We start from the raw sequence: 15568 nt of genomic DNA, 5'->3' as shown, positions 1-15568 counted from the left end.
TCAGATCATTTATTTAACGCTTTAGCAATTTCAACTAATTATTGTTGACCTAAACCTAACTCGGAAACTTTAGTGTTTGGATCGATATTCAGTTGTACTTGTTCCAGTAAGGTCTTACAACGCAGGTATATTTCATTATCGTTTGTTATGCCATAGTTTTTCATCTCGTTGCCTAAAAACATATTTTCAAGCACGGTCATATTTTTCACGAGAGTTAATTCTTGGTGGATAATGGAAATGCCTTTTTCTTCGGTATCTTTGATATTTTTTGCGGTGAGTTTCTCGCCTGAGAAGTAAATCTCACCTTCATAATCGCCATATGGATAAATGCCGCATAACACTTTCATTAAGGTCGATTTGCCTGAACCGTTTTCACCACAGAGAGAAAGTACCTCACCGGATTCTAATGAGATAGAAATATTGTTGAGGGCAACGACATCACCAAACCGCTTGGTAATATTTTTTATTTCTAATAATTGAGCCATAATCCTTTCCTCTAGTTAAAAAATGTGCGGTATGACTACCGCACAGGATTTTCGAGCTAATTATTTGCCATATACGGCTTCTTTGGTGTGGAAACCATCTTTAATTACAGTACTATCAATATTATCTTTAGTCACAACTACTGGTTCTAGTAAGTAAGCCGGTACATCTTTCACGCCATTATTTAGGGTTGAATTTGATTCCACCTTCTCGTCTTTACCTAAAGCAACGGAAAGTTCTGCAGCTTTATCAGCAAGGTTTGTAATCGGTTTATATACGGTCATTGTTTGTGAACCGTCAATAATACGTTTGATCCCTGCGATGTCTGCATCTTGACCGGAAATCGCTACTTTACCCGCCAGACCTTGCGCTAAGTGCTTGGATTGCACCACCTGCCGTTGCATCGTTGGAAGCAACTACCGCATCAATGTTATTCTTGTTAGCAGTTAAAGCATTCTCCATTATTTGTAAGGCTTTTTCCGCAAGCCATGAATCTACCCATTGGTCTCCCACCACTTTGATTTTGCCGTTATCAATATGCGGTTGTAGAACTTTCATTTGACCTTTACGGAACAATTTCGCATTGTTATCTACCGGAGAACCACCCATTAAGAAATAATTACCTTCCGGTTTTTTCTTAATAATACTTTGTGCTTGTAATTCGCCTACTTTTTCATTATCAAAGGATACGTAGAAATCAATATCCGCATTATTAATTAAGCGGTCGTAAGCTAATACTTTTACGCCTTCTTTTTTCGCTTCGGAAATAACGTTAGAAAGCACTTCACCGTTAAACGGAATAATCACTAATACATCAATATCTTTATTTAACATATTCTCAATTTGAGAAATTTGTGCGGTTGCATCACCATTGGCGGATTGCACAAACACTTTTGCGCCTAGCGATTCCGCTTTTTTTACAAAGATATCTCGGTCTTTTTGCCAACGCTCTAAACGAAGATCGTCAATAGACATACCAATTTTTAGATCTTTGGCAATGGCGGTTTGGCCTAAAGCTAATAAGGTTGCTGCGGCTACTGCTAATAACTTAGATTTAAGTTTCATATAACACCTCTGATTGGTTTAAGCATAAAAAATAAGCGGTATTGCTTCGTGCGCAGTTTGCTTAGATTTCAAATAAGGTGCAATTATCAGATTTCATAATGTCATTACGTTTTTTCGCTTTTGTGATCGCTGCCACAATAACTAATTATCAAAATAGCAAAACAAAATAACATAATTGAACCGCGTTTTAATTTTTATCATTATGTTCTCGTTTTCAAAATCCATTGATTCATAGGAAAATTAATTATGTCTAACTATTTCGATAAAATTGAAAAAGTAAAATATGAAGGTACTAATTCAACCAATCCTTTTGCTTTTAAACATTACAATCCGAACGAAGTGATTTTAGGCAAAACCATGGCGGAACATTTACGTTTAGCAGTGTGTTATTGGCATACTTTCTGCTGGACGGGGAATGATATGTTCGGTGTAGGCCCTTTAGATCGTAGTTGGCAAAAAACGGGCGATTTGCTTGAAGGCGCAAAACAAAAAGCGGAAATTGCCTTTGAATTCTTCCAAAAATTAGGGATTCCTTACTATTGCTTCCACGATGTAGATATTGAGCCGGAAGGCAATTCATATAAAGAATATGTACATAATTTCCATACCATGGTGGATATCCTTGAGAAAAAACAAGCGGAAACCGGTGTGAAATTATTATGGGGTACGGCAAACTGCTTTACTAACCCGCGTTATATGTCCGGCGCATCAACCAATCCGAATCCGGAAGTGTTCTCTTGGGCAGCATCGCAAGTATTCAATGCGATGAAAGCAACCAAACGCTTAGGCGGTGAAAACTATGTGTTATGGGGTGGTCGTGAAGGTTATGAAACGTTATTAAATACCGATTTAAAACGTGAACGTGAGCAAATCGGTCGCTTTATGCAAATGGTAGTGGAACATAAACACAAAATCGGCTTTAACGGTACGTTATTAATTGAACCGAAACCGCAAGAACCAACTAAACACCAATATGATTATGACGTGGCAACCGTTTACGGCTTCTTAAAACAATTCGGCTTAGAAAAAGAAATCAAAGTAAATATTGAAGCAAACCACGCAACCTTAGCTGGTCATACCTTCCAACACGAAATTGCAACTGCAGCAGCATTAGATATCTTTGGTTCGATTGATGCTAACCGCGGCGATCCACAATTAGGTTGGGATACCGACCAATTCCCGAACAGCGTGGAAGAAAATACGCTTGTGATGTATGAAATCTTAAAAGCGGGCGGCTTTACTACCGGTGGTTTCAACTTCGATGCGAAAATCCGCCGTCAAAGTACCGATCCGTATGATTTATTCCACGGTCATATCGGAGCGATTGACGTACTTGCCCTTTCACTTAAACGTGCGGCGAAAATGATTGAAGACCAAACCTTACAAAGTATCGTTGATCAACGCTACGCAGGCTGGAACGGCGATTTAGGTCAGCAAATTCTTGCCGGTAAAGCAAGCCTCGAAGATTTAGCGAAAATCGTTGAAAGTAAAGCGCTTGATCAGAAACCGGTTTCAGGTCAGCAAGAATACTTAGAAAATTTAGTGAATAATTATATTTATCGTTAATTCAGAGCTTACCCTCTCCCGTTTACGGGAGAGGGAGGAGAAAATCCGTAGGATTTTTGGAGGGAGAGGGGAAATGAACATCTTTTCCCTCTCTCTGTCTGCGGATTCTGAACGAATCCTTTGACTGTCTCTCTCCCACAAGAGGGAGAGAGTAAGAAGGTATCAGGAGGCTTTATGTATATCGGAATTGATTTAGGCACCTCAGGCGTTAAAGTCGTTTTACTCAATGAATCTCAAGAAATCATCGCAACCACACATCAATCTTTACCTATTTCTCGTCCTCATCCGCTTTGGTTGGAACAAAATCCGGAAGATTGGTAGCACGCAACCAATTTAGCTATGCTCGCTTTAGCACAACAGCAAGACTTAACAACTGTGAAAGCGATTGGTTTAACCGGTCAAATGCACGGTGCGACTTTATTAGATAAACACGATCAAGTATTGAATCCTGCAATCTTATGGAATGACGGACGTAGCTTTGCGGAATGTGCCGAATTGGAATCATTAGTACCGAATAGCCGTGAAATTACCGGTAATCTGATGATGCCGGGCTTTACCGCACCGAAATTAAAATGGGTGGATAAACATCAACCCCAAATCGCCGAACAAGTAGATAAAGTGTTACTGCCGAAAGATTATTTACGTTTACGTATGACTGGCGAATATGCCTCCGATATGTCAGATGCCTCCGGTACAATGTGGTTGGATGTCGGCAAAAGAGATTGGAATTGGGCGTTACTGAATGCGTGCGGACTTGACGTTAGCAATATGCCAAAACTTTTTGAAGGCAACCAAATTACCGGTTATTTACGCCCTGAATTAGCACAAAGTTGGAAACTGAATAGCGTTCTGGTGATTGCCGGTAGTGGCGATAATGCAGCCGGAGCAATCGGTATCGGGCTTTACCAAGCCGGACAAGCAATGTTATCGCTCGGTACGTCAGGGGTGTATTTTGTCGTTACCGACAAATTCAGTGCCAATCCGCAAAAAGCAGTGCATAGCTTCTGCCATGCGTTACCGGATCGTTGGCATTTGATGTCGGTTATGCTCAGTGCCGCATCAGCAGTCGATTTTGTCCAAAAAGTTACCGGTATTAGTGATATTAAAACCTTATTCCAACAAGTTGAAAATTGTAACCAAGCGAGTGATGCGATTTTCCTACCTTATTTATCCGGCGAACGTACACCGCATAACGATCCTTATGCCAAAGGCGTATTTTGGGGACTAACGCATAACGATAACCCGATTACCATGGCAAGAGCTGCAGTAGAAGGGGTAAGTTTTGCGTTAGCGGATGGCATTGACGTGTTACACGAAACCGATGTGAAAGCGGATAATATCGCCCTGATCGGTGGCGGAGCGAAAAGTGCTTATTGGCGACAATTATTGGCGGATATTACTGGTAGAACTTTTGAATATCGTACCGGCGGTGATGTCGGTCCGGCTTTAGGAGCAGCGAAATTGGCGCAGATTGCCTTAAATCCTAATGAAGATATTGCTAATTTCTGTCAGCCATTACCGCTTGAAGCGGTTTACCAACCTAATCGCAGCAAGTTTGCCGAATACCAAGACAAGCGGTCAAAATTTGCGGAAATTTACCAAAGATTAAAAGGTCTTTAATGCTCGGAAAGCCAGCCCGTTCAATATGGACGGGCTTTTTTGTCCGTTTTATTCAAAAATCTTACAAAAATTTATTTCACGCCCTTGATCATTTCATTTTCATCCCTATTTATTGTTTCGCCTGAACGGGAACGTGGAACTTCCCGTTTCTTTTTTCAAAAATACTTGCAAGAAAATTTCAAATTTAGCCTTGAAAAGTTGTGAAAGAACACCATCTTGTGGGTAACGTTACGAAAACGTAATCAAACAAATTTATATTCAGAGGAATTTTAAAATGGGTAAAATCATTGGTATTGACTTAGGTACAACAAACTCTTGTGTAGCGGTAATGGACGGTGACAAAGCACGTGTAATCGAGAATGCGGAAGGTGCTCGCACAACTCCGTCAATCATTGCTTATACGGATAACGAAACGTTAGTTGGTCAACCGGCAAAACGTCAGGCGATTACAAACCCGAAAAATACATTATTTGCAATCAAACGTTTAATCGGTCGTCGTTTTGAAAGTGAAGAAGTACAACGTGATATTAAAATTATGCCTTTCGAAATCACTCGTGCTGACAACGGTGATGCATGGGTAAACGTAAAAGGCGACAAATTAGCACCACCGCAAATTTCAGCAGAAGTGTTGAAAAAAATGAAAAAAACAGCGGAAGATTTCCTTGGCGAAGCGGTAACTGAAGCGGTTATCACTGTTCCTGCATACTTTAACGATGCACAACGTCAAGCGACAATCGATGCAGGTCGTATCGCAGGCTTAGATGTTAAACGTATCATCAACGAACCGACAGCGGCAGCGTTAGCGTTCGGTTTAGGTTCAACTAAAGAAAACCAAGTGATCGCAGTTTACGACTTAGGTGGTGGTACATTCGATATCTCAATCATCGAAATCGATAACTTCGACGGCGAACAAACATTCGAAGTATTAGCAACCGGCGGTAACACTCACTTAGGTGGTGAAGACTTCGATAACCGTGTAATTGACTACATCATTGACGAGTTCAAAAAAGAACAAGGCGTTGATTTACGCAACGACCCAATGGCATTACAACGTGTAAAAGAAGCGGCGGAAAAGGCGAAAATCGAACTTTCTTCAGCACAATCTACCGAAGTAAATCTTCCGTATATCACAGCAGATGCGACAGGTCCTAAACACTTAGCGATCAACGTAACACGTGCGAAATTAGAAGCGTTAGTAGAAGATTTAGTCGCAAGCTCAATCGAGTCACTTAAAACCGTATTAAAAGACGCAGGTAAATCAGTGAATGAAATCAACGACATTATCCTCGTTGGTGGTCAAACACGTATGCCGTTAGTACAACAAAAAGTGGCTGAATTCTTCGGTAAAGAAGCTCGTAAAGACGTGAACCCAGATGAAGCGGTAGCAATCGGTGCTGCGGTTCAAGGCGGTGTATTAAAAGGTGATGTAAAAGACGTTCTTTTATTAGACGTGACGCCATTATCTTTAGGTATCGAAACCATGGGCGGCGTGATGACGGTGTTAATCGAGAAAAACACTACGATTCCAACGAAGAAATCACAAGTGTTCTCAACTGCGGAAGACAACCAATCAGCGGTAACAATCCACGTATTACAAGGTGAACGTAAACAAGCGTCTGCGAACAAATCTTTAGGTCAATTCAACCTTGAAGGTATTAACCCAGCACCACGTGGTATGCCGCAAATCGAAGTAACTTTCGATATCGATGCGAACGGTGTAATTAACGTATCTGCGAAAGATAAAAACACAGGTAAAGAGCAACAAATTCGTATCCAAGCGTCTTCAGGTTTATCTGACGAAGAAATCGAACAAATGGTTCGTGATGCGGAAGCTAACGCAGAAGCGGATAAAAAATTCGAAGAGTTAGTTCAAGCACGTAACCAAGCAGACGGTATCGCACACGCAACTCGTAAACAAATCGAAGAAGCAGGCGATGCGTTAAATGCAGATGATAAAGCGAAAATCGAAGCGGCTATCGCAGACTTAGAAAAAGCAGCGAAAGGCGATGATAAAGCGGAAATCGATGCGAAAACCGAAGCGTTAATCAAAGCATCTGAACCTTTAATGCAAGCAGCTCAAGCGAAAGCACAAGCAGGCGAACAACCGCAACAATCTGCAAAAGATGACGGCGTAGTGGATGCTGAGTTTGAAGAAGTGAAAGATAAATAAGGTGTATATATGGAATATGTACTAATAAACTATCAAGGTTCTAAACATAAAATTTCCATAGAAAATTTTGAGTGTGATTTAGTCGATAGTGATGAAAGACAAATGGGAGCCGAGAATTGTTATAAATTTTATAACGATGAGTACGGTATAAGCAGATACTTATATGAATATCCTATTGGTTGCTTTAATTATAGCTCAGAATGGGAATGTGACTCTGATACTGAAATTTTAGAAGATACTATAAATTATTCGTCTTTCTTCATTGCTCAAGATTGAGTTGGTTAATTATAGCTTAAGGGCGTGGCAACACGCCCTTTTGGTGTATATAAAAACTCACTCTCTCCCCCTGAGGGAGAGATACAGCAAGAAATTGTGAAAGACAATTTCTTGCAGAGAGCGGGGAAACAGGCGGTTATATTTCGCAAATTTTTTACAAAATACATCCGCTTCCTCCTCTCCCTGATTCTCTTCTAAACGAAGAAAATCTTTCCCTCCCCCACAAGGGGTGAGGGTAGTGATTTTATCTATCCGATAACGCCCGTCTGTGACGAGCGCTATCCAATCAGCTAGTTACAAGCGGTCAAATTTCCGTAAAATTTTACAAACGAAACACTATGGCAAAAAAAGATTACTACGAAGTCCTTGATTTACAGAAAGGGGCGAGTGAGAACGATATTAAACGTGCTTATAAACGTTTAGCATCAAAACACCACCCGGATAAAAACCAAGGCAGTAAAGACGCAGAAGAAAAATTTAAAGAAATCAACGAAGCCTATGAAGTGTTAGGCGATGCTGAAAAACGTGCCGCATACGATCAATACGGTCATGCTGCTTTTGAACAAGGCGGTGGTGCCGGCGGATTTGGCGGAGGCTTCGGCGGAGGCGGTTTCGGTGGCTTTGAAGACATCTTTAGCGAAATGTTCGGTGGCGGATTTGGCGGCGGTGGTCGCCGTAACCGTGTCGTTCGTGGTGACGACTTACGTTACGACATTGAAATCTCACTGGAAGAAGCGGTTAAAGGCTGTAAAAAAGATATTCGCATTTCAACATTAGCAGAATGTGATACCTGCCACGGTTCGGGCGCGGAAAAAGGTTCGAAAGTGGAAACCTGTTCGCACTGTCACGGTTCGGGCAGAATCCGCCGTCAGCAAGGTTTCTTTGTGACGGAAGCGGTTTGTCCGAGCTGTCACGGAAGCGGTAAGAAAATTGAAAAACCTTGCAAATCTTGCCACGGTGACGGACGTGTTCAGAAAGCGAAAAACTTATCGGTAACTATTCCGGCGGGTGTGGACACCGGTAACCAACTTCGTTTATCCGGCGAAGGTGCGGCAGGCGAGAACGGTGCGCCGGCAGGTGATTTATATGTGGTAATTCACGTTCGTGAACACGATATTTTTGAGCGTGACGGTTCAAATCTTTACTGCGAAGTGCCAATCAGCTTTACGATGGCGGCATTAGGCGGTGAGATTGAAGTACCAACGCTTGACGGCAAATTAAAACTGAAAATTCCGGCGGAAACCCAAACCGGCAAATTATTCCGTGTTAGAGGCAAGGGCGTAACAAGCCCACGCGGCGGTTATGCAGGCGATTTAATTTGCAAAGTGGTAATAGAAACGCCGGTTGCATTAAATGACGAGCAAAAAGACTTATTACGAAAACTGGAAGAAAGTTTAGAAGGTAAAAGTCAGCATCGTCCGCAGCAAGAAGGTTTTTTAGATAGTGTGAAAAACTTCTTCTCGAACTTAGGTAAAAACTAAACATTAAAAAAGGCTTAGCGAATTTGCTAAGCCTTTTGTTTTTCTACAGTGGTCAAATTTAGAGCTTTTTTAACCGCTTGTAGAGGACGATCTAATAGTATTTAACCGGGAATTGTTTTTGGATTTGTTCAATACTTTCCACTTTTTCATAGCCTGCCAGTTTCACCGCATCTTCAGCTTTCGCTTTCGTACCTAACGCTTGGCTGATAAATGAAAAGCCTTTCTGCTCAATCACCGTGTGCTTATAAAAATCCACAATATCTTGTCGAGTAAGTTGTGTTACCGCTTCGATCATTTTCGCACGTTGGTTGAATTGATCGTTTCGGTGATTAAAGTCAAAGGTGAATTGTGAAAATTCTTGGTTTAACGATTCCGGCTTACGCTGTAATTTCTCGATTAAACTATCACGATATTTCACAAATTCCTGCTCTGATAAAGCGATCAATTTTGTTAAACTTTCTGCAAAAAAGCGTTGGTTATGCTGCATAATACCTGCTGGTGTCGTGTTCGGACTTTGAACCATAAAGCGCATACCGGCGGTTTTACCCATTTTAGTATTGGTTGCATAGACCACGTAGCCTAATTGTTTTTGGGTACGTAAATCATCGAAATACCAGCGCCCGATAATATCACGCAATAAATTAGCTCGAGCCGAACCTTCTAATTCGCCATAGCCTTTGGCAAGATAAGTGATGCTTAGCGCATTATCCTCATGCGGTACGCTTTGTACATAGTTGAGTTTGCGGTTGCTGTCGTTAAGATCTAAATAACGTGCTTTGCCTCGTTCCACCTCACTGCTGTTAACAATACCTTTTATGTCACTGACTAAATCTTCAACCTGTTTATCGTTAAGATTTCCCACTGACAGTACGCCTAATCCGGTGGATTTCGTTAATAATCTGTCACGCATCGCCTTCACATCTGCCAAAGTGGTATCATTTAGTGCTTTACGTTGTTTATCTTCTTCAAAATAAGGATAGCTGGCAAAGTTTGCGATAGCTTGGTTGGCCTGTGTTAAGCTACTTTCTTTGCGTTGACCGTCCAATGCTTCAAATACCCTTTGTTTCGCTTGTGCTAAGAAGTCTTCGGTTAATTCAAAATTTTTGAATTGCTCAAGTGAATCAAGTACTAATTTTGCTAAATGTTGCGTATAACCGGTCGCTTCTACCGAAAGTCCGTTTGGATAAGTGGTAATCGCTGCTTGCATACCGGCAACTGCTGTTTGGAACGCTAATTTCGTTTGTGCAAGGCTATTCATATAACCTAACAGCGTAGCGCTCACCGCTTCTGTTAAATCATCCGTTTTCGGCATGATCGAGAAACTCATCGATACAATCGCTTTCGGATCGTTGGCAAAATATTGGCTCGGCATGGCATAAATTGCTTTTCCTGCTGTACTTACCAACGCTTTAGGCACTTGGCGATCGCCGATTGGCTGAATCAGAGAAAAATCAGTGGCGAAATAAGGATTTAATTCAGGTAGTTTTAATGCCGGGTTATGACTGAAATCCAACCATTTTTTTCGTTGTTCGTCACTAATTTTTGCAATTGCATAATTGGCCTCAAAGTAAGGCGATTTTTTATCGGTATGCGCTTTTTCATCAACCAGCAAAATACGGGCATTGTCTAATGTCATCTCAACCAGTTTGGCTTTGATTGCTTGTTTATCCATCGTATCAACAATAAAGTCCGCATCTAAAATATGTTCCAATGGATAATGTAACATTTGCTCAGCTAATGATTCGATATAAGTACCGCTTTTTTCTACCTGTAAATGTTGGAAATCCTGCTTTAAGCTTTCTCGAACTTCATTGAAGTAACTTTCTTGAATACCGCTTTGTTTCACTTGTTCGATTTGCTGAAAAATCAAAGAAATGATCTTATCTTTTTCAGTCAAACCTTTGTCGGTTAAAGCAACATAAATGGTGAAATTACCACGATTACGACTGACATTTGGTGTTGCTTTTGCCGAAATACCGCTATCGGATAATCCTTGTTTAATGAGGTAATCGGATAAAGTGCCATCGGTATTATTGTTGAGAATATAGGCTAAATAATCGCCGGTTTTGTGGGCAAAGTGTGCTTCATCATTCGGCACATCAAATGAAATTGCCAGCATTTTGGTTGGTTGTACCGGTTTGTAGTGAATAACAACACCTTTATCTTCTGCACGGAAAAACGGCACATCTACATTCGGGGCAGCAATGTTTTTATTTGGCATTTTACCTAAGGTACGATTAGCTAATGCAGCAAGTTGCTCGATAGGTTGATTCGAATATAAAACCGCTTTGACTAAATTTGCTGAATAGTAGCGTTGGTAAAATTGTTCTAACTCCGTTTGTAATTTGCTGTTTGGTTTATCCGAAAGCGTTTCCTTATTACCCACCGCAAATTTGGTAATAGGGTGTACAGGGTTAGCGGTTGCCAAATTGACGCTATTCAATAAATGGCCATCGCTTGATTTTGCACGAACCATTTCGGCATTTACGATATTCACTTCTCGTTTCGCATTACTTTCTGACAAGAGAGGTTGTGCAAAAGCATCTGCTAAACGAGCAACCGCTTCATCAAACGCATTATTATTCACTTCTAAGTAATAAGCAGTACGATCTGCCGTAGTCGAGGCATTGTTATAACCGCCATTTTCCGTTAAAAAGCGATCTAGACTATTAGTCTCTGGAAACTGTTTAGACCCCATGAGGATCATATGTTCTAGGTAGTGTGCTAAGCCTTGTTGCTGAATGGGATCTTCCATAGAGCCGATAGGTAGTGCTAATGACATTAGCGATTTATTCGCTTTGTTGTCCGAAATTAGCAGTACGGTCATATCGTTTTTTAAACGAATAGCTTGATAAATAGCATTATCATTCGGGCTTTTATTGATCTGCTGATTGATAAACTCAAAACCTTGCGTTTGTGTAGCCGATAGGGATGTACTAGCGGTCGGATTTTGCGGAATATTTGCAAATGTGGCTGTGACGCTGACACTAAGCGCAATCGCAGAGTAAAACGCGTGACGAATCATGCGACTTATTAAGGTTTTTTTCATTAATTCTCCTTTTTATTGTTATGTGGCTTACTGTCTTGCATTAAAGTAAACCATTGTTTCGTTGTATGATGAATAACACTGTAATTCAATTCGGAACTTTGTACTAAAACTCGCTGTAGGTAACTAGCTTCAAACGAATTGTCTTCCAGTAATTTAAAAACTTTCTGACAACAATATTCTTCAATATTCTCAACATCTTCTATTTTGGCAAAATAATCGTCTAAACCGGCAGAAATCCCCCAGCGTAGCGCTTGAAAGCTATTAAGGTAATCTTCTATATAAATAGCTAATTGTTCCTGCGCTTGCTGCTGAGTGATCGAATTAAATTGGAAGATTTGAGTATCTTCGCCATTACGCACAATATATTTCAAACGAATAGAATTATTTTGCACTTGTGTTACTAAATAATAAATCCAAAAACGGATAATATCTTTATCTTTTAATGAACTTACTTTCCAAAAAACGATGCCATCGTCAAATAATTGTTGGATGTTTCCATAGAGTTTTATTTTATTTGAACCTATTGGGAAATATTGTTCAACAGTTAAAATATCACTCTGTTTTAAGTATGGCGATATTTCATTTCTCATGGTTTTTATTGAGTTTTCCAACGCGGTTTCAGATAGCTTAGCAAATTTAGCTGAAGGCAAGTTACCTTTTAACTGTTCTTGGTATAATAAATTCTGACTTTGTTCCTCATCAACAGTTAATAATTTAGTTCTTAGCTGATAATTATCCAATGCATTTAAGGTAAATTTTTCCGATTCTTCGATACTTTCTTCATTATAATTAAAATAAATACCCAATTGGCGATTAAAGAAATATTTAATTGGATTTGTGATATAACTAATTAATTCATTTAAATTAATTTCTGTTGGACTATCCGATTGAAGCTGCCCGTTTAAGAAATTCGGCTGAACCGCATTTTGTTCAAATAGTTTTAGCCATTCTTTATCATAAGAGATGTGAGGATAGCTAAAGTTTCTTGGGCTGAATACCGTCATAGGATGGCGTTTCAGCATAAAATTGGCGGTATCTTTGTCATCTAAAATTTGTTGAGCCGATTCGGATAAATGTTCGCTGATATAATCTAATAATTGCGCAACTAAAACGGAAGGTAAGCGAACTTTATTATCCGTTACCGATTGTCCGACATAGCTCACGTAGAAAATCTCTTGGGCGGAAAGTAAAGCCTCTAAAAATAGATAACGGTCATCGTCTCTACGCGCACGATCGCCTTTTTTCGGTGCATATTGCATTAAATCGAAGCTATTTACCGAATGTTGTCGAGGAAAATCGGCTTCGTTCATACCGAGTAAGCACACTACTTTAAATGGAATAGCACGCATTGGTAATAACGTACAGAAACTCACTTTTCCAGCTAAGAATTGCAGACTATTTTGCTGTGTGTTGAGATTCTCTTGAAGTAATAAGGCGAGAATTTCAACAGAGATTTCATCTTCAAAGCGTGCGTTTTCAATTTTTTCCAATACACTTTGTAAAGTTGTTTGTAACATGGAAAGCGAATCAAAAGTTTCCGTATCATCTAAATAAAAATCACTGATTAATTCGGTTAGCTTTTGCTGCCAAAGATCAAGGCTATGCGATGCTTGGATAAATTGCTGCCATTCACTGAGTTTTTCTAAATAATGGCATAAGTAGCCGACAAGTTCAGAGGTTAAACCGTAACTTTCGTTAAACCCGATACTGTCTTGCCAAATACCATTTTCTTCTTTGAGGCTTGTACCGAGTAACAAACGCGTTAAACCATTTTGCCATGAGTTATAGTTTTGCCATTGGCTTTGCTCGATAGTTAATCCGGCGCGGATACCCACTTCTTTTATCCAATGACGTAGGGTATAAATATCATCAGATTGGATGCGAAAACGGCTTCGGATCGCATTTACATCTAATAAATCCAATAGTACTTCTGCGTTAAAGTTACTTTCTTTTAAATTAAGTAGACTCAAAAAGCTGCTGATAATCGGATCTACCGCAGTCGCTTTTTGATCTGAAAGTGTAAAAGGAATCCTTCTCGGATCTTTATGATCAAAACGAGAAAATACCGCATTAATATAAGGCGCATATTTATCAATATCCGCAGACATTACAATAATATCTTTGGGTGTTAATGCCGGATTCTGCTCGAATAATTGTAAGAGATAGTTATGTAACACCTCTACTTCACGCATTATGCTATGGCACGAATGAAATTGTAATGATTGGTCTTGTTCGTCTAATTCAAAAGTTTGTGCATTATTAAACGCTAAAATGGCATTTTTGAGCTTGATGAGATTGGTTTCGCCGACATACGGGTCAAATACTTCTAAACTATAGTCGAACTCTTGCTCTACTAGTTGCGCTAAAAATTCTCGCCCTTGTTTTCCCCACATAGTGAGCAATTGATTACCTTGTTTTTCGAGTAAAGCGGCTAAATCGGTCTCCGATAGCTGTTGTTTCAAAGCTAATTTTTCTAATGCACTATCTTCAACACTATCGCCCCAATATTCTTGACTTGGGTTTAAGAAAAATAAGTGAATATCGCAGTGTTCACTTAACTTTTTTAATACAGCTAATTGAGTTGCCGGTAGAGATGAAATACCGAAAATAAAGATTCTCTGCGGAAGTTTTTCTTTTTCTTGAGCAGTTAAATTATCTAATTTTTGGAAGTACTGATCTTGTAAGTAAGCACGATGCGACGTGATAAAGACGCTTTCATCACTATCTAATTTAATATCGTCAATTAACGCATTCCATAAGATAGCTTGCCATTGTAGGTTAGCTAGGATTTCTTGTTCATTTTTAACTTTAAATACATTGGAATGCATGATTTCAGCAAGAACCGCTTCAAGTTGGTTGTTTTCCCAATGTACAAGCCAATGAGGTCGATAAACTAAATATTGGTCGAATAGATCCGCAATTTTAGTCGAAAGTTGATAGAGTTTAAGTTGGTACTGACGTGCATCTTGCTGCAAGTATGATTTTAATGTGCTGAATTCTGCCGTGTCCAAATGGGCAGGAATCAGGCGCATTAATCGCCATGTTACCGAAGAACGTTTAAAAATATTTTCTTTCGGTAACGAAGGGAATAGCACACGGTATTGTTGCCATAAAAAGCTGGTTGGAAATAAAAAGTCATAATTACCCGCCACACCAATGGAATCAGCGATTTGCATTTGTAACCATTGTGCCATACCAACACTTTGTACAAGTATGGCTTCGGTGTTGAACGGGTTGGAATTCGGGTTGGCTTTTTGTAGATGAATTAGCATTTCTGCTAATGACGATAGCTTTTGTGAATAGTAAACCGTGAACATAATTGATACCTCATATAAGGCGATGATTTTCTACTAATTAGCTTAGAGATTCAATTACTTTTGCCGATACTTTACGGATAAACAAGCGGTCGGATTTTACTATTTTTTTGCAAAGGCTATGGGGTAATTTCGACTTTACCTAGTGGGAAACTCACACTAATTTTATTTGCTTGGCATTCAATTTCAAACTTCAAATGATTTTGTTGAACATATTGTTCGCAAGTTTGTTTAGAATATTTTAATGCGAGTTGATTTTCGATAATTTGTAAGGCTTGCTGTTGCTGATAAATATAATTTATTTTTTCGGTTTGATGACTTCCCCAACGTGAAGCAGAAATAAAGATAAGTGAAAATATTACAATGCCAATAAGTATTGAAATAAATGATTCTGATTTAATTAACTTATTCATTATTTAACATATTCCTTGAATCGGGGAGTTCTTGCCAATGAGCATATTTATTTTCTAAATTTAATACAACATTCTTTTTGAAAGTAATATTTCGTTCTTCTCTATTATTATCATAGGATGAATATAATATT

7 protein-coding genes and 3 pseudogenes are annotated in these 15568 nt (G+C 39.4%); 5 read left to right on the top strand and 5 right to left on the bottom strand.

Features of this window, described 5'->3' with window-relative positions; all coding sequences use genetic code 11:
* Positions 1-11: 11 nt before the first annotated feature.
* A pseudogene (locus tag HMPREF0027_RS12830) lies at positions 12-485 on the bottom strand (ATP-binding cassette domain-containing protein); the annotation flags it as partial.
* Positions 486-545: 60 nt separating this feature from the next.
* A pseudogene (gene xylF / locus HMPREF0027_RS09965) lies at positions 546-1548 on the bottom strand (D-xylose ABC transporter substrate-binding protein).
* Positions 1549-1794: 246 nt separating this feature from the next.
* On the opposite strand from xylF, the gene xylA reads away from it, so the two are divergent.
* The 5 genes and pseudogenes from xylA to dnaJ all read left to right on the top strand — a co-directional run bounded on the left by xylA (position 1795) and on the right by dnaJ (position 8661).
* The gene (xylA, locus tag HMPREF0027_RS09960) at positions 1795-3114 is read left to right on the top strand and encodes a xylose isomerase (RefSeq protein WP_005624863.1); all 1320 of its coding nucleotides are present in this window, start codon (positions 1795-1797) and stop codon (positions 3112-3114) included.
* A gap of 174 nt (positions 3115-3288) precedes the next feature.
* Positions 3289-4734, top strand: a pseudogene (gene xylB / locus HMPREF0027_RS09955) (xylulokinase).
* Positions 4735-5008: 274 nt separating this feature from the next.
* Positions 5009-6904, top strand: a complete 1896-nt coding sequence (gene dnaK, locus HMPREF0027_RS09950) for a molecular chaperone DnaK (protein ID WP_005624860.1) — start codon at positions 5009-5011, stop codon at positions 6902-6904.
* A 9-nt stretch (positions 6905-6913) separates the two neighbouring features.
* Entirely contained in the window at positions 6914-7180 is a 267-nt protein-coding gene (locus HMPREF0027_RS09945; RefSeq protein WP_005624859.1) for a hypothetical protein, read from the top strand.
* A gap of 338 nt (positions 7181-7518) precedes the next feature.
* Complete coding sequence (dnaJ, locus tag HMPREF0027_RS09940) at positions 7519-8661, top strand: molecular chaperone DnaJ (protein ID WP_005624858.1); 1143 nt, start codon at positions 7519-7521, stop codon at positions 8659-8661.
* Positions 8662-8752: 91 nt separating this feature from the next.
* Here dnaJ and ptrA read toward each other — a convergent pair whose 3' ends face one another.
* From ptrA to HMPREF0027_RS09925, 3 genes are all read right to left on the bottom strand, one after another.
* Complete coding sequence (ptrA, locus tag HMPREF0027_RS09935; RefSeq protein WP_005624856.1) at positions 8753-11710, bottom strand: pitrilysin; 2958 nt, start codon at positions 11708-11710, stop codon at positions 8753-8755.
* Positions 11710-15027: an exodeoxyribonuclease V subunit gamma gene (gene recC / locus HMPREF0027_RS09930; RefSeq protein ID WP_005624854.1), complete on the bottom strand. Its 3318-nt coding sequence runs from the start codon at positions 15025-15027 to the stop codon at positions 11710-11712. The genes ptrA and recC overlap by 1 nt, the downstream gene beginning before the upstream one ends.
* 116 nt (positions 15028-15143) lie before the next feature.
* Positions 15144-15437 (bottom strand): DUF5374 domain-containing protein, encoded by a 294-nt coding sequence (locus HMPREF0027_RS09925; protein WP_005624851.1) that lies wholly within the window; start codon positions 15435-15437, stop codon positions 15144-15146.
* Positions 15438-15568: the final 131 nt, after the last annotated feature.

Origin of the sequence: Actinobacillus ureae ATCC 25976 (assembly GCF_000188255.1) — a bacterium.
GTDB lineage: Bacteria > Pseudomonadota > Gammaproteobacteria > Enterobacterales > Pasteurellaceae > Actinobacillus > Actinobacillus ureae.
The sequence above is the reverse complement of the archived record's forward strand: the minus strand, read 5'-3'. Positions and strand labels throughout refer to the sequence as shown.